Annotated in this window: 18 protein-coding genes; 3 read left to right on the top strand and 15 right to left on the bottom strand. The window is 51.1% G+C overall.

Features of this window, described 5'->3' with window-relative positions; all coding sequences use genetic code 11:
- Positions 1–15 precede the first annotated feature (15 nt).
- Entirely contained in the window at positions 16–2,382 is a 2,367-nt protein-coding gene (locus ACAN54_RS21850; RefSeq protein ID WP_379160407.1) for an endonuclease MutS2, read from the bottom strand.
- Between the two features lie 153 nt (positions 2,383–2,535).
- Between ACAN54_RS21850 and ACAN54_RS21845 the strand changes: the two genes are divergently transcribed.
- Positions 2,536–2,883, top strand: coding sequence for a phage holin family protein (locus ACAN54_RS21845; RefSeq protein ID WP_379160404.1), 348 nt, complete (start codon positions 2,536–2,538; stop codon positions 2,881–2,883).
- An 82-nt stretch (positions 2,884–2,965) separates the two neighbouring features.
- Here ACAN54_RS21845 and ACAN54_RS21840 read toward each other — a convergent pair whose 3' ends face one another.
- Positions 2,966–3,949 carry a GGDEF domain-containing protein gene (locus ACAN54_RS21840; protein ID WP_379160401.1) on the bottom strand — a complete coding sequence of 328 codons (984 nt, stop codon included), beginning with the start codon at positions 3,947–3,949 and terminating at the stop codon, positions 2,966–2,968.
- Between the two features lie 275 nt (positions 3,950–4,224).
- On the opposite strand from ACAN54_RS21840, the gene ACAN54_RS21835 reads away from it, so the two are divergent.
- Positions 4,225–4,617, top strand: a complete 393-nt coding sequence (locus tag ACAN54_RS21835; protein ID WP_379160398.1) for a cupredoxin domain-containing protein — start codon at positions 4,225–4,227, stop codon at positions 4,615–4,617.
- A gap of 81 nt (positions 4,618–4,698) precedes the next feature.
- On the opposite strand, the gene ACAN54_RS21830 is transcribed toward ACAN54_RS21835, so the two are convergent.
- From ACAN54_RS21830 to ACAN54_RS21785, 10 genes are all read right to left on the bottom strand, one after another.
- Positions 4,699–5,892: a sugar ABC transporter permease gene (locus tag ACAN54_RS21830; RefSeq protein ID WP_379160395.1), complete on the bottom strand. Its 1,194-nt coding sequence runs from the start codon at positions 5,890–5,892 to the stop codon at positions 4,699–4,701.
- Positions 5,893–5,894: 2 nt separating this feature from the next.
- A complete protein-coding gene (locus ACAN54_RS21825; RefSeq protein WP_379160392.1) occupies positions 5,895–7,406 on the bottom strand; it encodes a xylose ABC transporter ATP-binding protein in 1,512 nt (503 codons plus the stop codon).
- A gap of 78 nt (positions 7,407–7,484) precedes the next feature.
- A complete protein-coding gene (gene xylF, locus ACAN54_RS21820; protein WP_379160923.1) occupies positions 7,485–8,543 on the bottom strand; it encodes a D-xylose ABC transporter substrate-binding protein in 1,059 nt (352 codons plus the stop codon).
- 237 nt (positions 8,544–8,780) lie between these two features.
- On the bottom strand, positions 8,781–10,361 hold the full coding sequence (locus ACAN54_RS21815; protein WP_379160389.1) for a response regulator: 1,581 nt from the start codon (positions 10,359–10,361) through the stop codon (positions 8,781–8,783).
- 30 nt (positions 10,362–10,391) lie between these two features.
- Entirely contained in the window at positions 10,392–11,825 is a 1,434-nt protein-coding gene (locus ACAN54_RS21810; protein WP_379160386.1) for a sensor histidine kinase, read from the bottom strand.
- The gene (locus tag ACAN54_RS21805; RefSeq protein ID WP_379160383.1) at positions 11,822–12,805 is read right to left on the bottom strand and encodes a sugar-binding protein; all 984 of its coding nucleotides are present in this window, start codon (positions 12,803–12,805) and stop codon (positions 11,822–11,824) included. Before ACAN54_RS21805 ends, ACAN54_RS21810 begins: the two co-directional genes overlap by 4 nt.
- A 139-nt stretch (positions 12,806–12,944) precedes the next feature.
- On the bottom strand, positions 12,945–15,110 hold the full coding sequence (zapA, locus tag ACAN54_RS21800) for a cell division protein ZapA (protein WP_379160921.1): 2,166 nt from the start codon (positions 15,108–15,110) through the stop codon (positions 12,945–12,947).
- A 203-nt stretch (positions 15,111–15,313) separates the two neighbouring features.
- Complete coding sequence (pheT, locus tag ACAN54_RS21795) at positions 15,314–17,758, bottom strand: phenylalanine--tRNA ligase subunit beta (RefSeq protein WP_379160380.1); 2,445 nt, start codon at positions 17,756–17,758, stop codon at positions 15,314–15,316.
- A gap of 346 nt (positions 17,759–18,104) precedes the next feature.
- Positions 18,105–19,139, bottom strand: a complete 1,035-nt coding sequence (pheS, locus tag ACAN54_RS21790) for a phenylalanine--tRNA ligase subunit alpha (RefSeq protein ID WP_379160377.1) — start codon at positions 19,137–19,139, stop codon at positions 18,105–18,107.
- Positions 19,140–19,441: 302 nt separating this feature from the next.
- Positions 19,442–19,585, bottom strand: a complete 144-nt coding sequence (locus tag ACAN54_RS21785; RefSeq protein ID WP_379160374.1) for a hypothetical protein — start codon at positions 19,583–19,585, stop codon at positions 19,442–19,444.
- A 582-nt stretch (positions 19,586–20,167) separates the two neighbouring features.
- Here ACAN54_RS21785 and ACAN54_RS21780 point away from each other — a divergent pair.
- A complete protein-coding gene (locus ACAN54_RS21780; RefSeq protein ID WP_379160371.1) occupies positions 20,168–21,772 on the top strand; it encodes a diguanylate cyclase domain-containing protein in 1,605 nt (534 codons plus the stop codon).
- A 96-nt stretch (positions 21,773–21,868) separates the two neighbouring features.
- Here ACAN54_RS21780 and pulA read toward each other — a convergent pair whose 3' ends face one another.
- The 3 genes from pulA to ACAN54_RS21765 all read right to left on the bottom strand — a co-directional run bounded on the left by pulA (position 21,869) and on the right by ACAN54_RS21765 (position 26,731).
- On the bottom strand, positions 21,869–24,265 hold the full coding sequence (pulA, locus tag ACAN54_RS21775) for a type I pullulanase (protein ID WP_379160368.1): 2,397 nt from the start codon (positions 24,263–24,265) through the stop codon (positions 21,869–21,871).
- A 485-nt stretch (positions 24,266–24,750) separates the two neighbouring features.
- Positions 24,751–26,463, bottom strand: a complete 1,713-nt coding sequence (ptsP, locus tag ACAN54_RS21770) for a phosphoenolpyruvate--protein phosphotransferase (protein ID WP_379160365.1) — start codon at positions 26,461–26,463, stop codon at positions 24,751–24,753.
- A complete protein-coding gene (locus tag ACAN54_RS21765; protein ID WP_379160362.1) occupies positions 26,456–26,731 on the bottom strand; it encodes an HPr family phosphocarrier protein in 276 nt (91 codons plus the stop codon). Before ACAN54_RS21765 ends, ptsP begins: the two co-directional genes overlap by 8 nt.
- Positions 26,732–26,829 lie beyond the last annotated feature (98 nt).

Raw genomic sequence — 26,829 nt, 5'->3', positions numbered from 1 at the left:
GCTGGACTCCAGCCGCTATTCCAGTTCGGCTACGGTTACACCCGCGCCGCCTTCATTATAATTCCCGAGCCGGTAGCTCTTCACATGCTTATGCTTACGCAGATATTCCTGAATGCCTGTGCGAAGCACCCCGGTGCCCTTGCCGTGAATTATGGAGATTTGCCCCAGGTTGCCAAGAAACGCCTCATCAATGAAGCGGTCTGTCTCCATAATGGCCTCCTCCAGATTCGCACCGCGAAGATCAAGCTCACTGCGGATATTCTCATCACGGGTACGTTTGACCGTAGTGGCACGACGAAGTGCAGGAGGCGGTGAATCGGGTGCAGAGGCCAGGAATTCCAGATCCTCCAGATTGACCTTCATCTTCATAATGCCAAACTGCACAATGGCTTCCTTGGGACCGCTCAGTTCAACCACATAGCCTTTCTGGTTGACATTCTGCACCTTTACTTCATCACCAGGCTGGATCTTTCTTGGTGCCTTGACGTTGCTTCTGGCCACTGTCTTCTTGCGGGGCGCAGGCTCCGCTTCATCCAGGCGGCGTCGTGCTTCAATGAGCTTATGCTCCTTAACGGAAGCCCCTTCCTCCAAAGCGAGGCGGCGCAGATCACCGATGATCTGCTCGGCTTCCTTGCGGGCCTTATCGAGGATCGCACTGGCGTCCTTCTCCGCCTTCTCCAGCCGCTTGTCACGCTGGCTCTCGAGCTTCTCGAGCTCCTGCTGCTGCCGGCTGCGGAATTCCTCCGCTTCACGGCGAATCACTTCAGCGCGTTCACGTTCGTTCTCCGCTCCGAGGCGGTTCTCTTCCAGTGAAGCAATCATATGCTCGACGCGCAGGTCCTCTTCCTTCACCTCACCGCGCGCATGCTCCAGTATGGCGTTAGGCATACCGAGGCGTTCGGCAATGGCGAACGCATTGCTTCGTCCCGGCACACCGATCAGCAGCCGGTAGGTAGGACTGAGACTTTGTACATCAAATTCCATGCTGGCATTAATCAGACCTTTGCGTTCATAAGCATAGGCTTTCAGCTCGCTGTAATGCGTCGTGGCCACCATCCGGCATTCGGTCCGGTGAATATGCTCCAGAATCGCAATAGCCAGAGCTGAACCTTCGGCCGGGTCAGTACCCGCCCCTACTTCATCCAGGAGAATCAGACTTTTTGGAGTCATTCTGCGCAGAATGGAAATAATATTGGTCATATGGCTGGAGAAGGTACTGAGGCTCTGCTCAATACTCTGCTCATCGCCAATATCGGCATAAATCGCATCAAATACACACATCTGGCTGCCTTCCTCTGCCGGGATAAACAATCCCGACATCGACATCAGGCTGAGCAGACCAATCGTCTTCAGCGTGACCGTCTTACCGCCTGTATTAGGTCCGGTCACGATGATCGAGCTATATTGGTTGCCAAGCTCGACATCCAGCGGAACCACCTGCTCTGCCGGGATCAACGGATGCCGTCCCTTGCGGAGCTTGAGGTAGCCCCGGTCATTCATGCGGGGCTGTATCGCCTTCATGTCACGAGCCAGACGCGCCTTGGCAAATATAAAGTCCAGCTCGCCCAGAATATCTACATCGTAAGCCATTTCTTCGGCAATATCGCCAACGAGTGCGGTCAAGCGGTGCAGGATGATCTCAATCTCCCGCTCCTCGCGCAGACGGGTTTCACGCAGCTTGTTGTTCATTGCCACAATGGATTCCGGTTCGATAAAAAGCGTGGCACCCGAGCCCGACTGGTCATGCACGATTCCGCCGAAATGGGCACGGTATTCCGCTTTGACCGGAATGACGAAACGGTCACCACGAATCGTAACAAGCTGGTCCTGCAGCATTTTGGCTACGGAGGAGGAGCGGATCATCGAATCCAGTTTCTCGCGGATCCGGGTCTCCCCTCCGCGCAGCTCACGGCGGATGGTAGCCAGTTCAGGGCTAGCCGTGTCAAGCACATCTGCATTCTCGTCAATACAGCTGCGGATGGCATCCTCTACATGCTTCTGTTCGGACAGCAGATCGCTCTGCGCGAACAAAAGAGAGATATTCTCATCTTCATGCATAGCTGCCAGAAACCGTTTGACTCTGCGCGCACCGCCAATAGTGTTCCCGACAGAGAGGAGCTCACTGGTTCCCAGCAACCCTCCAATAGAGGCACGTTTGAGGGCCATCTTGATATCTGTTATGCCTCCGAAGGAAGGTATGCCTTTCAGCCGGTCGACATTCGCAGCTTCGTCCGTAGCCTGCAGCAGCTTTTTCACACCTTCAAAATCACCGGAAGGCTTGAGACTTTCTGCCAGCAACCTCCCCATCGGGGTTTGCGTATATTGCGCTAATTTATTTAAAATCTTGCGATATTCAAGCGTATGCAAAATTTTGTCGTCCAATTACAGTCACAGCTCCCTTCATAGATGGTTACATTATACCTAATTCAACCGGGTTTCGCTATTTGGGTAAGTTTTAAGGGAATAGAAAATCAGATGCAGGCAACAATAACAAATGCACATATCCTTATGCGAAGGCCAAAGGAGGTTAGTTCAGTGAGATTTTTAGGTCATGTGGTCCGATTTATCGTGGCAGCGATCGTGCTGTTGGTGGTTGGCTGGATCGTTCCGCAATTCACCATTGGCGGCTTCTGGAGTGCGCTTGTTCTTGCGCTTGTCATTGCACTCCTCGGTTGGGTCATTGAGGGCATTTTCGGCAAAAAAACAACGCCCTTCGGCCGCGGTATCGTCGGTTTTCTCGTCAGCGCACTGGTCATCTGGATCGCCCAATTCATCGTGAGCGGTGTCAGTGTCACCGTCCTGGGAGCGCTTATGGCGGCACTCGTCATAGGAATCATCGACTTGTTCCTGCCGGTCTCCACACCGTATGAAGCTGCAAAATAAAGAATCAATCTGCTGGTCTTCTTGCAGACAGGAAACCCCCTATTCCGAATTATAGCGGAATCAGGGGGTTTGTTGTATACACTTAGGCGTAAGCCAAGATATTATCATTCACAGAAGCGGTGACTACTGCATTTTTACCGTTGCGCTTGGCGGAATACAGGGCTTGGTCCGTTTTGCGGAACAGCATTTCTTTTCCATCCCCATGCTGGTAATCACACAATCCAATACTGACTGTAATCGGCTTGCCGCCGGCATAGGTATGCTCCATGGCCGCAATGTTCATTCGCAGCTCTTCAGCTGCGGCATAAGCCTCTTGAAAGCTTTTATCCGTAAAAATAACCGCAAATTCTTCCCCGCCATACCGTGCTGCAAAATCATTTAAACCAATCATGCCGCCTACCTTCGCTGCTACCTCTTTGAGTACAAGGTCCCCAACCCAATGGCCATAGGTATCGTTGACCCGCTTGAAATTGTCAATGTCAAACAGCGCCAGCTGCAGCCTGAGGCCATTGCTCTCACACTGTTCCAGCAGTGAATCCAGATACTCATGAAAGGTCTTATGGTTGTATAGTCCGGTCAGAGCGTCAATCTTCAGCAGCTTATCCGAGATCGCCCGTTCTACCATAAGTCCTTGTTCAGACTTGGTTAACTGCTCCAGATGCTCACTCACCTCACGGGCGCGGATAATGACAGCCTGGGTCATGGCAACAAACACGATAAACACACTTTCCACCATCAAAAACTCTGTCAGCGGCTTCCCCAGCATGCTCCGCTCCAGCCCGAAGTAAATTCCGCCATAGAACAGCAAGCTGAACGCGCCCAGTATACCAAGCAGCCTCTGGTCAAAATATATAAGGGCAATCATTATAGGCAGCATAAGCGCCATCTGCGCTCCATGTACAAAGGGTTCAAAGACAAAATACATAAGATAAGACACCATAAACCCGCATACGACCACAGCCTGCTTGTGATATAGCAAGGTGGACCGGAGCCACATCTCGGCTGAGATCATCGCTATCAGAATCATCAGATTGCATACGATGAACAAATGTCCTTTGGCAGGCATGAGGACTGTGCGGACTTCAACTCCAGAATTCGACAAAACAAATACAAGCTGGGAAGCCAGCATGCAAAAAACAATGATCCAGTAGCCAGACAATATTTTACGGTGCCACTTCTCCGTATTCAGCGATATTTGGGCTAAATTAATGGTAATTCCCTACTTCTCGAACTATAATAGAATAGCTTTAAGTATAATAAATTTTAAACGATTTCGCATCATTTATTTGCAAATTTCGACAAAGTCAGGCAAAACCAACCGTATCCTGAAGGAGGATGAAGATGAACCGAAGATTAGCCTTTTTGCTGTCCATCGCTTTCCTGCTAATCCTATCCGCCTGCGGAGGTACCAGCAGTAACAACAGCACCGCAGCTTCTCAGAAGGAAACAGCTGATGCCGGTATTACAGCAGACGAAGAACTCATCATTACAGCTACGAACTACAGTTTTGATCAAAAGACGTACCATTTGAAAAAAGGGGTTCCTGTAAAAATTGTTTTTGAAAATGAAAGCGGGAATCATGGCATTCTGATCCCGGAGCTGAATCTGCGCCTGGACGGCAAAGACTCCTCCCGGATTATTGTCCCGGACGAAGCCGGAACCTTCGAAATGACCTGTGCGATCATGTGCGGCTCGGGCCATAGCGGGATGTCTGCTCAGGTGATCGTAGAATAGAAGATATAAAAAAGCAGCAGCCGGCCTAAAGGGACTTCCCCCAGGCCGGCTGCTGCTGTTCCTATCCGGTTGCCTATAACTCTACTTCACACCTTTGCTCCGGTTGGAAATGTCCAACCAGACGGCTATTACCAGAATGGAGCCTTTCACTACATACTGCCAAAACGATTCCAGCCCCATAAGTGACATTCCGTTATCAAGCGAGGTCATCACTAGTGCCCCGATGAGTGCGCCGATCACTGTCCCCGCTCCACCCATCAGTGAGGTTCCCCCAATCACGCAAGCGGCAATGGCATCCATCTCCGCCATATTCCCTGCAGTGATCGTGGCAGAAGCAAGACGTGAAGTTAACACGACAGCGGCGATAGAGCCCAGCAGTCCGCTAAGCAGAAAGATCAGCATGGTCTTTCGTCTGATATTGATTCCGGAGAGACGAGCAGCCTCAATATTACCGCCAATAGCATAGATATGGCGTCCAAATGTTGTTTTGGTTGAAATAAAATAAAAAATCGCTGCCAGTACGATTACAAAAATAATAGGAAAAGGAATCCCTTTATAGTTGTTCATCACAGCTACGAAGACTACTACTAGCAATGCCAGCGCTGCAACCTTCGCAATATCCATACTCAGCGGTGCAATTTCGAAGCCGTATTTTTTACGGGAACGCCGTTTATTGAATGCGCTCCAGAGCAGAAACCCTACCGCCAGAACGCCAAGCGAAATGCCAAAGCCCCGAGCAAAATAAGCATTTCCAAGCATGGCGAGCACAGGGTCGGATACCGGAATCGTCATGGATTCCGTCACCCCCATCAACACCCCGCGGAACACCATCATCCCGCCCAGGGTGACAATGAAGGCGGGAATCATTTTGTACGCCACCAGCCAGCCTTGAAGCAGTCCCAGCACCGCCCCGGCGGCAAGGGTGCCGAGAATGACGACGATAGCTGGCAGCTCCAGCCAATTGCTCAGTATGGCTGCTATTCCGCCCGTCAATCCGACAATGGAGCCGACCGACAGATCGATGTGCCCTGCCACAATGACCAGCACCATTCCAATGGCCAGAATGGATGTCACTGACATTTGCGTAAATAGATTCGACAGATTCCGCGAAGTCAAGAAGGTGGGATTAAGGACTCCAAACAGCACCCATATCAAGATTAATGCCCCTACCATCGTGTATGCGCGGATATCCATTTTGCCGAACAGGCCACGCAACTGCGATCTTCCCGCAACTTGGACTTTCTCAGGGTCCTGAATTTCATTTTGCAGCTGCATCTCTATTTACCTCCCGTAGCGGCCAGCATAATGTTCTCCTGCGTGGCCTCACGCCAATGATATTCCCGCACAAATTGCCCTTCGCACATAACCAGAATCCGGTCACTCATTCCCAGCACCTCCGGAAGCTCTGAGGAAATCATAATAATCGCCACTCCCTGTTCAACCAGATGGTTCATCAAATTATATATTTCATATTTCGCTCCAACATCGATTCCGCGGGTAGGTTCATCCATAATCAGTATTTTCGGGTCGGACATCAACCATTTCCCTACAACCACCTTTTGCTGGTTCCCTCCGGAAAGTGTACCCACGGGCGTCTCCAGCGAGGCCGTCTTCGTCTTCAGGTCCTGCACATACCGGCGTCCCCATTTAATTTCCTCATTCTCGTTAATGACACCCCACTTGGATACTTTGCCAAGCGTCGCCAGGGTTGTATTCCTTTTCACATCCATTCCCATTACCAATCCCTGACGTTTGCGGTCTTCGCTGACCAGGGCGATTCCTGCTTTAATGGCTTCAGCAATAGAACGGATCTTCACAGCCTTCCCTTCAATGTGCACACTTCCTTCAGACTTGCCCGCATAAGCTCCGAACAAACTGCTTACCAGCTCTGTCCGCCCCGCTCCCATAAGTCCGGAGATCCCGAGAATCTCACCCTTGCGGAGTGTAAAATGAATATCATGCAGCACCTTTTGATGACGCTTCTCCGGATGCCAGACGTTGTAATCCCTAACCTCCAGCACGACTTCTCCCGGCGAATGCTCCATGCGTGGATAGCGTTCCGTCAATTCTCTCCCAACCATTAGAGACACAACCTTGTCGTCATCGGTTTCTCTGCGGTCAAGCGTAGTAACGGTCCGGCCGTCCCGAAGAACCGTAATGGAATCTGCCAAGGCAAAGACCTCCGGCATTTTGTGTGAGATATATACACAGGAAACACCCTCGCTCCGAAGCTGGTTCAAGATGCCCATCAGGATGGACACTTCACTTTCGGTCAAGGCTGCTGTAGGCTCATCCAGAATCAGAATCCTGGTGTGCTTGGAGAGGGCTTTGGCGATTTCCACCAACTGCTGCTGGCCTATTCCGAGATTGCCGATTTTGGTATCCGGTGACAGGTTCAGACCTACTTTTTTAAGCCAAAGCGAAGCCTGATGATACAGCTCATCCCATTGTATTGCGCCTCTCCTGCAGGGCTCTGCACCCAGAAAAATATTCTCGCCGACAGTCATCTCTTTGACGAGGGCCAGCTCCTGATGAATGATGGCGATACCCGCCTTTTCTGCGTCTGTGATTTTATGAAACTCCTTCTTCTCTCCGCTGATCATGATTTCACCGCTGTAAGAGCCTGCGGGATACAGGCCGCTTAGCACCTTCATCAGCGTAGATTTCCCAGCACCATTCTCTCCGCACAAAGCGTGGATTTCTCCTTGCTTGACCTTGAAGTTCACATGATCCAGCGCCTTGACTCCAGGGAACTCCTTGGTGATGTCCATCATTTCCAACACATACATTCCTTCTGTCCCCTTTCCGGCCTCTAACCGGCAGAGGACGGAACATTCCGTTCCGCCTCTCTTGCCGCAAAGGCTGACTTATTGCTTCGGCCACTGATCCTTGGGAACGTTTTTGTACACATCCTCAAGCTTGTGAAAACCATCTTTAATCAGGACGTCCAGATTCTCCTTGTTGACTGCAATGGGATCAAGCAGCACAGAAGGAACATCAATTTTTCCATTATTCACTGTTTTATCAGTAGAAATGGATTCCCCTTTAGCAGCCGCTACCGCCATTTCAGCAGCTTTGGTCGCAATTGCATTGATAGGTTTGTAGACTGTCATCAATTGTGTGCCTTCGGCGATGCGCTGGACAGCAGCCAAATCGGCATCCTGCCCGGATACCGGGATTTTACCAGCCATTCCCTGTGCCGTCAGCGCCTGTATGGACCCGCCAGCAGTTCCGTCATTGGCAGCAACCACGCCCTGAACGTCATTGTTATTCGCTGTCAGAGCATTCTCCATATTCTTCAGTGCTTCTTCAGGCTTCCAGTCCTTGGAGAACTGATCATAGACAATTTTGATATCGCCCTTTTCTTCAAGCGGCTTCAAAATATTCATGGCCCCTTCTTTAAACATATGGGCATTGTTGTCGGTATCCGCTCCGCCAATATAGACGATGTTGCCTTTAGGCGCCTTATCAATCACGGCCTGGGCCTGGAACTCCCCGACCCGTACATTATCAAAGGAGATATAATAATCGACCTCTGCGTTGTTGATCAGACGGTCATAAGCAATTACTTTAATGCCTTCCTTATGGGCTTTTTCTACGATTGGAGCTGTAGCTTCAGCGTTGTGGGCAATCACTACGAGCACATCTACTCCCTGGGAGATCAGCTGTTCCGCCTGGCTCAATTGCGTTGCATCATCCCCATTAGCCGCGAGCACCTTCACTTCGCCTCCCAGTTCTTCCACTTTGGAAGTGAAGATGTCCCGGTCCTTTTGCCAGCGTTCCTCTTTCAGCGTATCCATCGACATTCCAATTACAATTTTGCCTCCGTCTTTGGTGTTCGCTGCAGGTTCCTCCGCTTTCTGTTGATCTCCGTTTGAGACTACTCCACAGCCCGCCAGGGAGGCAGTCAACCATAAAGCAGCCATCCCTAAAGAAATGAATTTACCATATTTTCTCACGCTTTCTTCGCCCCTTTTCTCCGCTAAATAAATTTGATTGCGCTTACAAAAAAATTCTAGCATGTTTATTCCAGCCCCGGTGTCTCCAATACCTGCACTCTTTTACCTTCTGCCCGCATTCCATTGTCCTCTCATGTAATGTAAATATTTCCAGAAGCTTTCATAGGAAAAAACGGGGATGCAACGCAAAAAAGTCCTTGTTGGTTAACAAGGACTTTGTTTCTCATTCAGTAGTCTGAATTCGCTCGGCGTCATGCCGGCAGCTTTTTTGAAGACCCTGCTAAAGTAATTAGGGTCCTTATAGCCCACCTCGTAACAGATTTCCTTAAGGCTTAAGCGCTCTTCGGAAATCAGACGTTTTGCCTCATTGATCCTTAATCGCGTAATGTAGTCAATAAAGGTTTCACCTGCATGCTGCCTGAATAATTTACTGAAATAATGAGGACTTAGATTCACATATTCTGCTGTCTGCTCCATGGAAATGTCCTCTTTATACTTCTGGCTGATGTAGAAAAGCGCCCTCTGCTGCACATGGGAACGGCTATGCTCCCGCTCTTCCCTCAGGCTGTCGAAGATAGCCTCCAGCCAGGATTCTGCTGACATCCTCAAGGAGCCGGGGTCCTCCAAAGCATTAAGCGTAGCAATCATCTTCGCGCCGGCTGCGAAATGGACTCCTCTGGCGAGGAACAGCAGCAGGCCAATTACTTCACCGCGCAAAGCAACGAAGGACCGGTTCCCGTCTTCCTCAAAATGGTCATACACTACACCAAAACGCTCCACTGCCTCCTGCTTATTGTGCTGCAGCAGGGCATCCAGCAGTTTTTTTTCATCATCCAATGAAATGGCAGTCTGGCCGGAGCTCTGTATCATATCATCAAAATGGCGTACACTCAGCGGGTCGTTGTTGTCGGCGCATACACGAACTGCCTCCCGGTAGGAACGGCTAAGCCCGTCCCAGCCTTCCCGAATGGAGCCGATGCCGACTGAGACCGACAGTTGAAACCGGTCCTCCACCAGACTGCGGAGACGCTCTCCCCAGTCCAGGGAGCTTACACGCTGGGAATACCCCGTACGTCCCGGAGACAACGGGATAAACAGTGCCATCTGATGACCGATCACAGGTCCGGCGATGCCACCCAGACCTGATTTCACAAATTGTTTAATGGCCTCGTAAATATCCCGCTTGGCCAACTGGAAGTCGCTCCATTCCTCTTTGGAGTGCCGGGGAAATGACAGCAGCATAGCATACCCTTTGCTCCACTGCAGGTTCAGAAGCCCGGCCAGCTGTTCAAGCTCCACTTCCTGCACATATTCCAGCATCAGCATTAGGGAAAGCTCATTCTCGGCGAGCGGGAGCAGGTGGGCCAGCTTCTCCTGAAGTTCGAGCTGTTCATTCCGCCTGCACCTCTCCTCCTGTGTTTCGGCAATCAGCTGCCTCAGGACCTCCATTACCTCCTCACATCTGGCCGGCTTCAGCAAATAATCACGTACTCCCAGCGACAGTCCTTCCTTTGCGTAGGAGAAATAATCATGGGCAGTTATCATGACTATTTTAGCCGAGGGGTGCTTAGCCGAAATTTGCCGGACCGCCTCCAATCCGTGAATACCCGGCATTTTGATGTCCATGAAGATAAAATCCGGCCTGTGCTCCTCCGCAAGCTGTATGGCCTTCCGTCCATTCTCCGCATGCAGAAATTCGAACATATCCGGCAAAGAATTCCGGATCATCATCTCCAGCCCTTCCCGTTCCAGTGGTTCATCATCAGCAATAAGCAGATTGTACATCCGTGTATCCCCCTCTCTGATTCCCGGGTCTTAGACCAACGGGCGGTAAGGCAATCTGAACAGTACGGCTGTCCCTTGCCCTTCACTGCTGTCGATTTCAATCCGCTGTTCTCCTTCAAAAAATAAATGCAGCCTTTTGAATACATTATGTGTGCCAAGTCCGGTGGACTGGCCTTTTCCGCTAAAACGGGGTGCTTCCTCCCGAATCGATTCCATTAGCCTGTCTACGGTCTCACGGTTCATCCCAACGCCATTATCACTAATTCTGATATTCACACGTCCTTCGTCATGCCTGATCGACAGCTCCAGCACCGCCCCTTCCTCCATATGCTCCAGACCGTGCACGAAGGCATTTTCAAAAATCGGCTGCAGCGTCAGACATGGAATCATCCCCTCCAGCGCCTGCTCTTCAATATCCATCACAAAGGTAATCCGTTCACGAAAACGCGCCTTTTGAATATTGATATATTCTGTAACATGCTCCACCTCTTCGCGCAGTGGAACAGCCTGGTCCAGCTTCTGCAGGTTATAACGGAGCAGACGCGAAACGGAGACGGTCAGATCACTTGTTTTGGCTGCCCCTTCCAGATAAGCCAGCTTGGCAATAGAATTCAGCGTATTGAACAGAAAGTGAGGGTTGATCTGACTTTGCAGCATTTTCAGCTCCAGCTCCTTGACCAGCCGATCCTTCTCCAGGCTCTTGATATTCTCCGCCATCAGTTCCTGGATATTATCGATCATTCCGTTAAAGGCCCGGCATAAAATACTAATCTCGTCGTTGTTAATACTCTCCGGGGCCTTGGTGTCCATCCGGCCTTTCGATATTTGCTTGGCGGTCGCCACCAGCCGGCGAATCGGCCCTGTTATACTACTCGAAAGCCAGATCGCCATAATGATACTCAGCACCGCCGCAGTAATAACCAGTTGAATCCCCAGCTCGTTGAGCTTGTCCGTTGTGGACATAATTTCCTCATATATCGGCTTATACTGATCCAGCTCCATATCAACTAAAGCCTGCGCTTCCTCACGGATGAACTTTTCCGTCTGCTCCGTTTCGATATACGCCCCAGCCAACGTATTGGAATCCTGAACATCAATCTCCGCGATCATCTGCTTCGCCTGTTCCAGAAATGTATCCATGATATTGCGGTAATTCATAAGAGGAAGGTCGCTGCCGCCTATCGTCTCCACACTCTCCAGCCTCTCCCGCAGTTCCACCGCGGCATTGAGATGTTTTTCTACTTCCGGAAAGCTGCCGGCATCCACCTGCATGATCAAACGGTTCATCGACCGCATGGTCTCCCCAACCTCGTACGAAACTTCCTTGTATAGCAAAATCCGGTTCATCATCAGATGATAGCTCTCCTGCACATTTTTCCCGCTCTCAAACAGAAAAAAGGAGACGGAGCTCATCAGCAGCACAAGCAGCGGGATACAAATCAACAGCTTTTTGCGGATACTCACAGGCTCTCCCCTTCCTGAACATTGGATTGGTCCAGTATCCGTACCTCTGTGTAGTATTCCTGCTGCAGCGGGATTCCCTGAAAATGCTCATGAAGCAGTCTTACAGCCATATCCCCCATCAGGAAGGGCTGCTGTGCCACGGTGGCCTTAATCTCACCCCTTGTTATGGCAGCGAGTGTCTCTTCCTGGTTGTCAAAGCCTATGATCGTCAGTGAACCGTTCTTTATACTCTTGGAAGCCTTAAGAACCCCTAACGCGTCCGTAGAGCTGGTCCCCACCATCACATCAATTTCAGGATGCAGCCGCAGCATGTCAGCTGCCTGCTGAATAGCCTCCATATGAGAAATGTTAGAGCTGCGGACATCCACAATTTTCAGCCCGCTGTAGTTCTTCACGATATGGCTTAAGCCATTCAGACGCTGCAGCTGATTTTTGGCCTGTTCACTGCCGATGATCACCCCGATTCTCCCTTTCCCTCCGGTTGCCTGCAGAACCATGCGGCCAAGGGTTTCGCCCGCCGCTACATTATCGGTCCCTACATAAGCCAGCCGTTTGCTCTCCGGAGCATCGGTATCAATGGTAATCACAGGAATTCCAAGCTCCACGGCTTTATCGATCACCGGAGTGAACTTCTCATCATTCAGTCCCTGTACAATAATGGCGTCCACGCGGGCCGCAATTGCTTTTTCCAGCAGACTGATCTGTTCCTCCATGTTGTTGCGGACCGGACCGGTAAATTCAATATCGATCCCGTATTTCTCAGCGGATTCTTTTGCACCTTTCTCAACCATCTCCCAATACGGGTGATATCGTTCCTGTTCGATCAGCACAATATGGTAACCAGGCTTACGCTCACCCGGATGCCCGCTTAATTCCTTAACAATGCTGCCCATGCGGGCGGAATGATTGGCAAAACCAATAAATAAATAAGCCTGTAGAAGAAATAATACAATGACACCGCCCAGCCATTTTTTATCCATTCAACTCACCTCATCCACATCCTAACCCGGAATGTAAACGGTTGCAATATTTGCATATGATTTTTCCCACACAGAAAAGGGCTGTTACCCATGCAGTACCTCTGCTTGGGCCAGCCCCTTCTCTTCATGCGTCCGCTATTCAACTGTCCTGTTCGATCAGTTGAATCCATTCATTATATTCACTCTGGAGCTTGGCATATTCCGCCTGAAGTCTGCGATGCTCCTCCGAGAGCTTGTCCATCTCGCTCTGCTGGAGCTCATGCTGTGCCTGCACCAGACGCAACTGGCCCTGCACCAGCTCAAAGTTCTCGCCGATCTCGGCAAGCTGCTCCTGCACTAGCTCGTGTTCACGGCTCATGGAATCCGTTACCGCCTCGGCCTTGCCCGCTTCCTGCTCCCAAATCTCAATCTCTTCACGAAGCTGTGCTTCCGTCTCGTTCCATTGCTGCTGACTCTGCTGGAGCTCCTCGTACTTACGTTTCCAGGAAGCCTCCACCTCGCGGGTCTCCCGCAGCATTTCCTGCTGCTCTGCCGCCGTAGCGGCGGCTTCCCTTCCAGCTTCGTACAGCTCTTCCAGACGGCGGGCGGTTTCTTCGCCTTCCGCCTCCAGAAGCTCGTATCTTTCTTTCAGCTGCTCACCGTCCTGCAGTACTTCATCATACTGCGCGATAAGCTCCTCATAACGTACGCGCAGTGCGACAAGCTCCTTGCGGGAGGCTTCCGCTTCTTCGCGGTATTGCTCCCTCTCTGTCTCCGCTTCGGCCCGCCGCGCGGATTCACGGTCAAGCTGCTGCACCATGCCGTCGGCTTGCCCCCGCAGTGTCTCAATCTCACTCTGCAGTGCCACAGACTTCTCTTCCGATTCCAGCAGCTTCATCTCCAGCTCCCCGATATCCTCCATGTGCTTGTCGGCAAGCTCTTTCCAGTCCGCTGCTTCTGCTGCAGACAGGTTCAACTGGCCTTGCAGCTGATGCAGACCAGACTTGGCTTCACCAAGAGACTGGCGAAGGGTTGAAGCTTCTTCCTGCTTATCTTCATAACGCTGGCGCAGTTCACCCAGTTCTGCACTGAGCAGGTCTCCGAGTTCATTTGCAGCACGCAGCTCTTCCTGCACCCGGCTAAGACCCTCCGCAGTTTCCCGCAGCGAAGCTTGGAGTCCTGCCGATTCGTTCTGCGCAGCCTCATGACGCTGGCGCAGGTTCTCCAGCTCGTCCCGCTGCAGTGTTCCCTGCTGCACGGCCGTATGAAGCTCCTCTGTCAGCTGTTCTTCCCGCTTCAGCACAGCCTCGTATTGAGCCAGCAGAGTCATTCGGGCATCACGTTCACCCTTCAGCCCAGCTTCAGCTGCACGCAACCTAGACTGCAGTTGCCCGGTGCCGCCACGCAGCTCGCCCAGCTGCTTCTCCAGCTCCTGCACTTGCTGCTTGTGACGATGCTCCTGCGTGCCTTGCGACTGCCGCAGCTCCTTATTCTTGGCAAGCTCCTTCTGAAGCGCCTCGCGTTCCTCTGTGAGTTCCTTTTCCAGTGCAGACTTGGTCTCTGCCAGCTCCCTGCCCAGTGACGAACGGATCTCTACAATCTCGCCTCCGAGCGATTCCCGGGTCTGTGCGAGCTCCATTTCAAGCTGGGACAGAGTTTCTTTCTTCTCCTGGTCCAGCATCTCTCTCAGAGTCTCCAGCTCCAGCAGATGCGCAGCTTTGAGTTCTTCAAGCTGCTGCAGACGGGCCGCCTCAGCGGCAGCAAGCTCCTGCCGGTGGCTCTCACGGGCAGCAGCCTGCTCCTGCTCATAGCTCCCGCGCAGAGACAGCAGCTCCGCTTCACGCGCCTTAAGCTCTTCAGCCAGCTGCTCTCTAGCGGCTGTTGCCGCCTTCTCCGCTTCCAGCAACGCCTCCGCATGAAGCTTGCGCTCCTGCTCCTGAATCTCCAGATGCCGCCTGCGCTCCTCTTCGGCAGCGGCAATCAGACGGGCGGCTTCCTCCCGGGCGGCGGTTTCCATCCGTTCGTACTCTTCCTGCCGCTCCTTCTGCGCTTCCGTAAGACGTGCAACTTCTACACGCAGCTCCGTACGCTCTCCGGTCAGCATGTTCAGCTCATTCTTAAAGTCCTGTACCTGAATGGCCTGCTCTGCCATATGTACGGCAGCAAGCACCGCGATCCGCGGGGTATCCAATCGGTTATGAGATTTGGAGATTGCACGCATATGCTCGTCTACATAGCGGGCAACCTGTTTCATATATTCAGTGCTGCTTCCGACAAGTTTGTAGGAAGTTCCATATATCTCCACGGCGACACGAGTCCGGTCCATAGCCACAGTTGTGCCCTCCTTTGTATGTGTGCGGATTCTAAGCTGGTATCCCTGCTCCTATTGTAGCGTGATTTATTCTCTTTTGCCAAAAAGCCGTTTATTTCATAGATTATGCCGGTGGCCGCCGCAGCTTCAAGCGTTAGAAAAAAGCCGCAGCGAACTCCGTTTCTAAAGGGATTCGCTGCGGCTTTGCACAATTCCTGCTACTTTCTTAATTCGGCGCCAAAAGTTTGCTGAAGTGCGGATACGACTCTTTCATGCGCTTCTACAACCTCTTCGTCGGTCAGTGTATGATCCGTATGACGGTACAGCAGCGAAATGGCAACGCTCTTCTTGCCGCTCTCCATCTTGCCTCCCGTGTATACATCAAATACCTGAACATTCTGCAGCAGAGTTCCGCCGTTCTCACGGATGGAAGCCAGCAGGTGCCCTGCAGGCACTGCAGAATCCACCACAACTGCGATATCCCGCTCCATACCCGGGAAGCGCTGCAGCTCAGTGTATTGCAAATTGGTGCGGGCGTTGCTGTAGAGTGGCTTAAGCAGGAGCTCGGCCACATAGGTATCTTCCAGATCCAGTCCGCGCTGCAGCTCAGGATGGAGCTGGCCAAATGTTCCCAGCTTCACTCGTCCTTCTGCACCCTGCAAGTATATCGATGCCGAACGGCCCGGGTGGTAATTCTCCGGAGCGTCGCCTTCGTAAACCACACTATCCGTTAGGCCCAAGTGGCTAAATACTGTTTCAAGTGCACCTTTCAGGTCGAAGAAGTCCACAGGCTGTTCAGCAACATTCCATTGCTTGGACGTACGGCTTCCACTCAACAGAAGTCCGAGCACCGGAAGCTCACGGGGCTGGCGGGTAAGCTGCTCTTCATCCGTGAAGAACACATTCCCGATCTCGAACAGCGCCAGATCACTTTGGCGGCGGTTAGTGTTGTAGCGGGCGATCTCCAGCAGCTGTGGAATCAGACTGGTGCGCAGTACGCTGCGGTCCTCGCTCATCGGCATCGCCAGTTTGACAGACAGCTGGCCTTCAGAAAGCGCCGGAAAAAGCTTGCTCTGCTCCGGCTGAATGAAAGAGTACCCCATAACCTCCTGATAGCCGCCATGTGCCAGCAGACGGCGCAGTTCACGGCGCTGGGACTGCTCACTCGTAAGTGCTCCTGGTGTAGTCACACCTTCAATCAAAGTTGTAGGGATATTGTCATACCCGTATAACCGGGCGATTTCTTCAATCAGATCGACATCATAGCTGATATCACCGCGTCTTGTCGGAACCTGCACCTCGACGAGACCTTGCGCGGCATCTCCATACTTGAAATGGAGACGGCTGAATATAGTCTTCACTTCCAGCAAAGACAGCTCTGTACCGAGATAGCGATTTAGCTTCTCAATGGATAAGGTGATTACCTTCTCCTCCACCGAGCCGCTGCCTGCCTGAACAATCCCTTCATGCACAGTACCCCCGGCATAACGGGCCAACAAGGCTGCTGCCCGGTTCAATGCAGGAATAACGGAATTCGGGTCCACTTCCTTCTCGAAGCGGAGAGAAGCTTCAGAGCGCAGTCCCAGCTGACGGGAGGTTTTGCGGACGGTTCCGCCATCGAATTTGGCTGATTCCAGCACAATATTCACGGTTTCACCTGTTACCTCACTATCCAGTCCGCCCATCACACCAGCCAGGCCTACAGCCTTCACTCCATCCGCTATGACAAGCATTTGCGGCTCCAGCTTACGCTCCTGGCCGTCAAGCGTGGTCAGAATCTCACCTTCCTTGGCAAACCGCACACCCAATACGCCGCCTTCCACTTTATCGGCGTCAAACGCATGTAGAGGCTGTCCGTACTCCAGCATTACGTAATTGGTAATGTCAACGATGTTATTAATCGGACGTACCCCTGCAGCCATCAGACGGTTCTGAATCCAGAGCGGAGATGGGGCAGGCTTCACTCCGGCAATGTAACGTACCGAATAATGCGCACAGTATTCTTCGTCCTCAATCCGGACGGAGATGGAGTCCGATGCCAGTCCGCCCGCCTCAACGATATCCGCTGCCGGATCAGGCAGCTTAAGCTCTCTTCCCAGAATGGCGCTTACTTCATAAGCGGCTCCAATCATACTAAGACAGTCGGAACGGTTCGGGGTCAGATCGAAATCCAGAACCTCATCATTCAGGTCAAGCACCTTCAGGATGTCTTGACCGATTTCTGTATCCTCAGGGAGCACCAGAATACCCTCTTGCAGCTCCTTGGGGAGCAATTTATCGTTGAGCCCGAGCTCCTTGGCGGAACAGATCATCCCTTGCGACAATACACCGCGAAGCTTAGCCTTTTTGATATCCAGACCCGGAAGCTTTGCACCTACTAATGCAACCGGGACTTTCTGGCCTGCGGCCACATTCTTGGCTCCGCAGACGATCTGCAGATCCTCGCCTTGTCCGGCGTCTACGATGCACACATTCAGCTTATCAGCATCCGGATGCTTTTCTTTCGATTTAACATAGCCAACCACGATACCGGACAGGCCTTTGTTGCGGCGCTCCACACCGTCGATCTCGATGCCGGCGGTCGTGATTTTCTCGGCCAGCTCATCTGCGGTAACGCCCTCAAGCGATATATAATCCGTGAGCCAGGAGGTTGATACTTTCATGTTCGCACACTTCCTTTTGTGTCAAATGTATTTATCTACGTGCCGGGTTTGCTTGGCTATGCGGGGACAGTGAGCAGCACCCGGATCTTTGTGCTTCCGTTTTATAAAACCTTCTGTTAATAGTGTCCCTACAGGGAATGTTTGGACTTCCGGCCGCTGTTATGATTGAATTTCCCGATTTAACTGCTGACCGCAGCAGAAATTCAATCATAAAGGCGGACGCTATCGCTCCTACAGTTCCAAACTTCCCCTCCGGTCCATTTTTAACCGATTGTTAAAACAGAAAATCAACATCCAAAATCACCGCATCTCCCATTCCCGCCCAGCCCGCTCACCTGCCAAAAACTTAAATTCCCTTGAACTGCTTCACAAAAGCCATATCATTCGTATAGAAATGGCGGATATCATCGATGCCGTACTTCAGCATGGCAATCCGCTCCACGCCCATACCAAAGGCGAAGCCACTGTACTCGGCAGGATCATAACCGCCCATTTCCAGCACGTTCGGGTGAACCATGCCGGCACCGAGGATTTCCAGCCAGCCGCTCTGCTTGCACAGACGGCAGCCGTCACCACCGCATTTGAAGCAGCTTACATCCACCTCAACACTCGGCTCGGTGAACGGGAAGAAGCTTGGACGCAGCCGGATGCCTGTATTCGGTCCGAACATCTCCTTCACGAACTGCTGCAGCGTGCCCTTCAGATCGCTCATGCGGATATGCCGTCCAATCACGAGGCCTTCGATCTGATGGAACTGGAAGGAGTGGGTCGCATCGTCGTCGTCACGGCGGAATACTTTGCCTGGACAGATGATTTTGACAGGAGTTTCGCCCTTCATAGCCTGCATGGTGCGGACCTGAACCGGTGATGTCTGTGTGCGCATAAGGATATCCTCTGTCAAATAGAAGGAATCCTGCATATCACGTGCCGGATGGTTCTTCGGCAGGTTGAGCGCTTCAAAGTTATAGTAATCGGTTTCCACCTCTGGCCCTTCCGCCACCCGGTAGCCCATGCCGATGAAAATATCCTCGATCTCCTGAACCACCCGGCTCAGTGGATGAATCCCGCCTTGCGGCAGTGCGCGGCCCGGTAGAGTTACGTCTACTTTTTCCGCGTTCAGCCGGTTTTGGGTCTCCTGCTGCTGGAAGGCTTCCTGCTTGGCTCCGATAATATCCTCAATGGCACTCCGCACCAGATTGGCCACCTGGCCAATCACCGGGCGCTCCTCCGCGCTAAGCCCGCCCATGCCGCGTAATACCTCTGTAAGTTCGCCTTTTTTACCCAAGTACTTTACACGCAAATCGTTCAGAACCTGCGGATCGGTAACTTCCTCCAGCTTCGCTAACGCTTCGACCTTTAATGCTTCTAGCTTCTCTTTCATACCGTGTACTGCCCCCTTGTCATGGTGTTATCAAGTGAAAACGTCTATACCGTTCTGTTAAGGACGGTATACGTTTCAGCGAGAAATATAAGGAAAATGGATAGCAGATAGCCTACAAATTCTTATATTCCCAACAAAAAAAGGCCTTTCCTCCCGGTAAGGGACGAAAAGACCGTGGTACCACCCTTGTTAGACTGTCTGCAGCTCATCCCAAGAGCAATATTCCTGCTATTGGCATGACCAAGACCTGTCTCACTCTAGCAGATATAACGGTCTGCGGCCGGTTTCCCCTACGCTCTCCTTCAAGCAAGGCTCGAAAGAAATTCAAGGAACTGCTCCGGAGTGAACTTCGGCAGCTCTGCTCTCTTAGACACGCTCTCAATCAACGGCGTCTCCTCCCTGTAAGCCAGGCACTGCGTACTCTTCTCCATCACTGCATTTATCATGGATGTTGCTGAATGAACCTCATCTTCTGCTTAAGAAGATATGTCTATTTATTATATGCAAAATCAGCTGTTTTGACAAGCGGGACAAATTTTTCCGCCTGGATTGGTGCGTGGTGCCTATAGCCCTGGACCTTATCTGCGGAATATTAATCAGAGAGGGTATCGCTAGCAGAAAAGTTGGGTAATAGGACTCAAGGGCTGGAATATCCATAAGGAAGCAGGCTATACATAATCTTTTTATTTTTGAAGCGACAACTCTAAAATTTCAATACCAATCTCCCCGGATCAAGGTTTGAACCTGAGCCGATGCTTCCGGAGTCTGGAGATTATTAAGCTATATCCATTTTTTCACAGGCAATTGCTGAACATGAGTGCTTCCTTTATACTGATGAGAAGAAACTTCGATCATACCGGGAGATTCATTCCTGCCACCCCATTCTTCCCCTGCTTTGTATGACTCGCTTGGATTCCTATCTCTTCTTTATCCTGCACACATAAGCAATACGTCCACATATGGATATATTTAGCGTGTTATTGACAACATTGTTGAATACTTAATAGCATTTGCAGGAGGTGGATGAAGTGGCAGGTTTTTCAGGCATCAAAAATACACGCAGGCTTATCCTGTTATTCGCCGCTATCTCCGTTCTTCTGGTGAGTATCAGTATTGCTTCCCTTCTATATTTGAATCATACGATGAACAAACTATCCGCTTCCTTATATAACGATGTCTATCAGAATTCCGAGCTCATCCTGAATGCCGACCGCGACCTGTACCAGTCTGCCTTGGCCCTTCATACTGCTATCAATGGAAATATTACCGCCGAGGAGCGCAGCAGGCTGTCCCAGGATTTTGAAGAGAATAATAACCAGGCGAAGCAGCGGCTTAGCATGGCAAGCTATAACATTAACTCTGTAGAGAATCCATTCAGCGGGATGAAGCAGAGTGCTCAGCTGCTTACCGAGCTCAAAAATGTACTCCAAGACGTCGATGGCCCTTTTCAAACCTGGAAAGATTCAGGGAGGGAACTGATCTCACAGCGGGTACAGAGTAACTGGAACCCGGAATCCTTTTCCGCCCTCCAAACCAACACTCTTCTGAACCAAGTGCGGGAACCTCTGGACAAATCCGAAGAATTAATTGACGGCTATGCGCGGCAGGTAACTGAGGAATTCCGGGATAAAAAAAGTGCACTGTTCGCGTTATATTCCTTATTCCTGTTTATGCTGGTGCTCGTTATTATTTTCCTGTGCCGCAAGCTGATTTCCCTTCAAAATGAAATGCTTGAGGAGAAGTCACTATATCAATTAATTGGTGAGACAATGTCTGACTTTATTATTTTGACCGATCCTAACGGTCTGATCCTCTACGCTTCCCCTTCCCATTCCGGTCTGCTCGGATATATCCCTGTCAAGGGTGCTCCGCTATCCAATTATATCCGGGAGGCGGAGATTACCTGGGCTAAGCTCAAAAGTGTGGTACAGGCTACCCCGCGGATTTCCGAGCTACGCATGCGTTCAGCGGAGGGGCACTGGGTATGGCTGGAAACAAAGGTTACCCCGATTAAGGGCAGCGGTGCTTTTCCGGCGCAGTTCATGCTGGTATCCCGTGAAATCACCCAACGAAAGCAATATGAGGAGCGCTTGCATAAGCTGGCCTTTTACGATCACTTGACTGCAATCCCCAACAGAGCCCATTTCAAAATGTATATGGAGAATCTGATCCATCAGCCGGAGGAACGCAAACAGGAGATTGCGCTGGCCCTGCTGGATTGCGACCGGTTCAAGCAGCTGAATGATACCCTTGGCCATCTGGCCGGGGATGAATTCCTGCAATTGCTCTCACGTGAACTGCAGCAGACCGTCAAGGGTTCCGGCCAGGCCTTCCGGATTGGAGGAGATGAGTTCGCCGTGGTGCTGCACCGGTTCCAAAACCCTGAGATGCTTGATGAAATCCTGAACCGGCTGCTGCAGCTCTTCAATAAAACCTGGTCAATCAACCAGGGCTCCAGCTTCCATACTTCAGCCAGTATAGGAGTAGCCCTTTACCCGCAGCATGGCAGCAGCATTAATGAACTGCTCCGGGCTGCCGACCTGGCCATGTACCGCTCCAAGAATCACGGCGGCAATGAAGCCAATCTGTATAGTGAGCTGGTGGATGAAGAATATTCAGACCAGCCCAAATAAGGGATATCTGAGAACCTATGAATCGTACACACACAAAAGAGCTGTTCTGACGGCCCCTAAAGGGTTGCCGCACAGAACAGCTCTTTTGACTATATATTAACTGGTAAGCTGCAGCGAATCATCCTTACCCCCGCTGTTCTCCCGCAACCGTTCCCGGATGGTTACCTTAACCAGCTGCTGGCTGCCGGAGCAGTCAATGAAACGGTCTCCAGCCCCGTCCTTCTCTTCCCAGTCATTCAGCCGCAGAATGTAGCCTATGGACTCTGTCTCCGGAAGCACTTCGATCCGTGCCACCGCATGACCATTCTCCATCTGCCGGAAATCACTCTGTCCATCCTGAATACCTGTACCCCATGTCCACAGGTTCCAGCCCCGATAATCACCATCCGGCCGCTCATAATGGATTTCAATGATTTTGGATCTTGGTTCTGGCTGCCCGTATTTATCGTAGAGCACCATCATGGATAATCCCTCAAGCTCTACCTCCGAGCCTTGGACAGTCCGGAAAGCATTGGCTCCGGCAGAGGTATGGTCAACAACGATATTCCAGCAGCCGTCCGATTCAGGGAGCCTTTGAGTGACCAGGCCGGGATTGGCATTAAAAATCACAACGATATTGTTCCAGACGTCACCGCCGGCATTATTCTTGAGCAGATAGGAGACTACTCCGCCATCACACCGGAGGAATTCCAGAGAACGCTCGATCTCTTGGCGTCCATGCAGCCGGAAAGCCGGGTGACTGCTCCGCAGCGCAATAAGACCTTTATAGTATTCGAAGACGGGAAGGAACTTTGCTTTGTTCTTCCAACGGATAGCATTGATCGCATCGGGACTACGGTAGCTGTTGTGGTCACCGTATTTGCTTCGCAGGAATTCATCCCCCGCTTGCAGAAAAGGGATGCCCTGAGAAGTCAGGATGATTCCGCTCGCCAGCAGTGACCGCCTTACTGTCTCATTGCCGAGAATATCCTGCCGGTCAACCGCGAAGTAGGGATCGGCAGCGGCAATGGCTGCTTCCACCGAACCACCGTACTTCAGCTGTCCATTCTCCAGTTCCGGCAGCTTGGCCGCTTGGCGCAGACCCTGTGTGGCAAGCACCTTATCCCACAGATTTAGATTATCGTGTGCAGTAACATAATTCACCGTTTCCACCGGGGAATCGGTAAATTCATGAATGGCTCCCTTGATCCCGGAAGCAACCGCGCCTTCCTTGCCAAATTCGCCAGTTACGAAGCCTTTGCCCCAGCCATCGCTGTCCCCTTTGATCGCAGACCGGAAGTTGTCATTAAAGACCGCATATCCCTTGCCCTTCTGCACGCCCTTTAGTGTTTTGGTGGCCAGAGGAGAATCCCCTCCAGTCCAGGGCTCGCCGTAGAGCAGCAGACTCGGGTTGATCTCAAGTCGCAGTTCTTCCGTTATCTCACGCATGGTTACACTGTCCATCAGTCCCATGAGATCAAAACGGAACCCGTCAATGTGATATTCAGAAGCCCAGTAGGCCAATGAATCTTTAATATATTTACGGACCATCGGACGTTCAGTCGCCAGTTCATTGCCGACACCGGAGCCATTAGAGAGACGGCCGTTATAGTCATGCCGGTAGAAATAATCGGGAACCAGTGGCTGAAAAGGTCCTTTTTCCACAGAATAGGTATGATTGTACACGACATCCATAATCACGGATATCCCTTTACTATGCAGCGCCTGCACCATTTCCTTCATCTCACGGATACGGGTTCCCGGATCAGAGGGATTGGTGCTGTAAGAACCTTCCGGTACGTTGTAGTGCTGAGGATCATACCCCCAGTTATATTCAGTGTAAAAGGGCTCCGTTTTCCTTACGCTCTCTGTGCCGAGTTCATTGATGGTCTGAAAATCAAATACCGGGAGCAGGTGTACATGGGTAATGCCCAGCTCCTCCAAATGGTCAATGCCCAGCGCGTGTCCCGCAAGATCCTTAAGTCCGAATTCAGTAAAAGCTTTGAATTTGCCTTTATGCAGCATACCGGAGTCCTCAGACGATGAGAAATCCCGTACATGCAGTTCATAGATCACGGCATCGGCAGGATGAGGAAGCGCAGGAGACCTGTCTAAGTCCCAGGCTTCCGGATCGGTACTGCGCAAGTCCACAATGGCTGAACGTGTACCGTTGGCCGACACTGCTACAGCATACGGGTCCGCTGCCTCCTTAATCGTACCATCGCTAAAAACGGCACGATACATATAATACTTGCCTTTCAAATCCCCCGAGATACGAACCTGCCAGACTCCGCCCTCCAGCAGCTGCATGTTCACGATACGGCCGCTGTCCCGGTAATCGTCATTCAAGGCTTCCGTCCCATTCCCATCCGTATCATACAATACCAGCGACACCGTGAAGGCTGTGGGCACCCATACTTTGAAGAGGCTGTAACCCGCAGTATAAGTCACTCCAAGATCCTTACCTGTATAGACTTCTATATCTTTCTCTGCATTTATATAATTGCTGTTCATTCATGTTCACCATCCCAGTGTCCTCCGCGCGGTTGCCGGAAACCAGATCTACTGCTGTTAGTAGCCAACTATTTCCACATCATTCAAAAATAATACTTACCCATAGCTAACCCATAACTTGGCTTAACCTATTATATGTAACACGATGTTCACAAGTTTGGGTCCAGCAGCCTATTCTGCTGTCTATACATCCTATATCGGTAGTTATGACTTCCCGATTTAGCTTATCAAGTGAAAGCAGCTATTCTATCGGAAGTATAACCTGCTATGGTTAGGATAGCTACTGTAAATTGATGCTATGTGATGACTTCAGCCAGTCATATCCTTTCTAACGCAGCAACACTGAACAATGTTACAAATGGTGGTTAGGTATAAACCGGCAAGCTTTAATAATATAAAAAAAACCAGCCCCCAGATTAGGAGGCCGGAATAGAGTAGTTGGAAAAGCAGACTTGGTAAAACCGGAGAAAAGCTTAAAATAATAGTTATTTCACGCTGCTCTGCACAAGTGCGGCAACTTCCTCAGCAGTGCCGAGCTGCAGTGCCTTGGCAGCCATTTCCTTCATGTCTGCGGCAGACAGCTTGGAAATCTGGCTTCGTGCCGGCAGGATGGAAGTCGCACTCATACTGAATTCATCTAGGCCGAGGCCCAGCAGCAACGGAATTGCTGTGCTGTCGCCAGCCATTTCGCCGCACATACCGGTCCATTTACCTTCAGCATGCGCAGCATCGATGACAATTTTGACCAGGCGCAGAATGGCCGGATTGTATGGCTGATACAGATAGGATACCTGTTCATTCATACGGTCGGCAGCCATTGTATATTGAATAAGGTCATTGGTACCGATACTGAAGAAATCAACTTCCTTGGCGAACTGGTCTGCGAGAACAGCCGTGGAAGGAATCTCAACCATAATGCCGAGCTGAATATTATCAGACACTTCCTTGCCTTCTTCGCGCAGCTTAGCTTTTTCTTCAAGCAGCAGATCACGGGCTGCACGGAATTCACCGAGTGTAGCGATCATTGGGAACATGATCCGCAGATCACCATGGGCGCTTGCTCTAAGCAGTGCGCGGAGCTGGGTACGGAAAATATCCTGACGGTCCAGACACAAGCGGATCGCCCGGAAGCCGAGGAACGGGTTCATTTCCTTAGGCAGATCCAGGTATGGCAGTTCCTTGTCGCCACCGATATCCAGCGTGCGTACAACAACAGGCTTGCCGTTCATGTTCTCCAGCACGGTGCGATAAGCATTGTACTGAATTTCTTCAGAAGGCAGCTTGTCGCGGCCCATGTACAGGAATTCCGTCCGGTACAGTCCCACGCCTTCGCCGCCGTTCTCGATCACACCATTCACATCGTTGGGTGTGCCGATATTGGCTGCCAGTTCCACATGCTTGCCGTCAGCGGATACCGTCGGCTCGTCGCGAAGCTTTTTCCACTCCGCAATTTGCAGATCATAGGCTGCCTGCTTGGCTTTATACTCAGCTACCTCAGCATCGCTAGGGTTGATCAGAACATCCCCGCTCAGACCATCCACAATCACCAGATCTCCTGCCTTGATTAAGGACAGCACATTCTTGGTGCCGACTACCGCTGGAATTTCCAGAGACCGGGCCATGATAGCCGAGTGCGAGGTGCGTCCACCGATATTCGTCGTGAATCCCTTGACAAAGTTACGGTTCAGCTGTGCCGTATCGGAAGGCGTCAAATCCTGGGCGATCACAATGACTTCTTCATTGATCTCGGCAGGACTCACATAATGGATACCCAGCAGGTGGTTCAGAACGCGTTTGGTTACATCGCGCATATCGGCTGCACGTTCCTGAAGATAAGCGCTTTTCATATTTTCGAACATTTCTATAAATTGAGTAGCTACTTCATTCAAAGCGTAGTCCGCATTAACCAATTCCTCACGGATTTTGTCCATTACGGGGCTGATCAGCTCAGGATCTTCCAGAATCAATAGATGGGATTCAAAGATCTCCGCTTTCTTCTCGCCCAGTTCAGCAAGAGTGCGTTCTTTGATGGTCTGCAGCTCAGCTTTGGATTTCTCCAGCGCGTCTGTCAGTTTGGCAACTTCTGCCTCCACATCGCCTACAGCCGATTTCGTAATGGTATAGTCCGGATGTTCCAGGATAAAGGCACGGGCTACTGCAATCCCTGCTGAAGCCGCGATTCCTGAAATTTTACTCATTCAGCTCTCCCAGCCCTTCTTTAACCATAACTTCCTGAAGTGCGCTCAGCGCTTCGGTTTCTTCACTGCCTTCAGTAATTAGAGTCAGTGTGTCGCCTGCTTCAAGACCCAAGGACAATACGCCGAGGATGGATTTAAGTGTTACTTTTTTACCTTTTGCTTCTGCAAAAGCTTCAGTGCCTTTGAATTTTGTAGCTGTGTTTACCAGCGCTGTTGCCGGGCGTGCGTGAATTCCGTCTTCATCGATAATTCTGAATGTTTTTTGCATGATATTATCCAACTCGCTTTCTGTTCATATAGGATTTGTTTTGTATGGTGAAGGCTGCGCTCCCTCTAATTATAAAGGAAGCGCTACACCATTGCACA

This window comes from Paenibacillus diazotrophicus (genome assembly GCF_042610465.1).
This window is presented reverse-complemented; position numbering and strand designations above follow the sequence as displayed.

Excerpts from the sequence above, each read along its gene's own strand:
- ACAN54_RS21785 (WP_379160374.1), bottom strand. The coding sequence starts at position 19,585 with ATGATAAATGCAGTGATGGAGAAGAGTACGCAGTGCCTGGCTTACAGG.
- ACAN54_RS21815 (WP_379160389.1), bottom strand. The coding sequence starts at position 10,361 with ATGTACAATCTGCTTATTGCTGATGATGAACCACTGGAACGGGAAGGG.
- pheS (WP_379160377.1), bottom strand. The coding sequence starts at position 19,139 with ATGAAAGAGAAGCTAGAAGCATTAAAGGTCGAAGCGTTAGCGAAGCTG.
- ACAN54_RS21805 (WP_379160383.1), bottom strand. The coding sequence starts at position 12,805 with ATGGATAAAAAATGGCTGGGCGGTGTCATTGTATTATTTCTTCTACAG.
- xylF (WP_379160923.1), bottom strand. The coding sequence starts at position 8,543 with ATGGCTGCTTTATGGTTGACTGCCTCCCTGGCGGGCTGTGGAGTAGTC.
- ptsP (WP_379160365.1), bottom strand. The coding sequence starts at position 26,463 with ATGAGTAAAATTTCAGGAATCGCGGCTTCAGCAGGGATTGCAGTAGCC.
- ACAN54_RS21830 (WP_379160395.1), bottom strand. The coding sequence starts at position 5,892 with ATGCAGCTGCAAAATGAAATTCAGGACCCTGAGAAAGTCCAAGTTGCG.
- ACAN54_RS21765 (WP_379160362.1), bottom strand. The coding sequence starts at position 26,731 with ATGCAAAAAACATTCAGAATTATCGATGAAGACGGAATTCACGCACGC.
- ACAN54_RS21835 (WP_379160398.1), top strand. The coding sequence starts at position 4,225 with ATGAACCGAAGATTAGCCTTTTTGCTGTCCATCGCTTTCCTGCTAATC.
- zapA (WP_379160921.1), bottom strand. The coding sequence starts at position 15,110 with ATGGACCGGACTCGTGTCGCCGTGGAGATATATGGAACTTCCTACAAA.
- pheT (WP_379160380.1), bottom strand. The coding sequence starts at position 17,758 with ATGAAAGTATCAACCTCCTGGCTCACGGATTATATATCGCTTGAGGGC.
- pulA (WP_379160368.1), bottom strand. The coding sequence starts at position 24,265 with ATGAACAGCAATTATATAAATGCAGAGAAAGATATAGAAGTCTATACA.
- ACAN54_RS21840 (WP_379160401.1), bottom strand. The coding sequence starts at position 3,949 with ATGCCTGCCAAAGGACATTTGTTCATCGTATGCAATCTGATGATTCTG.
- ACAN54_RS21825 (WP_379160392.1), bottom strand. The coding sequence starts at position 7,406 with ATGTATGTGTTGGAAATGATGGACATCACCAAGGAGTTCCCTGGAGTC.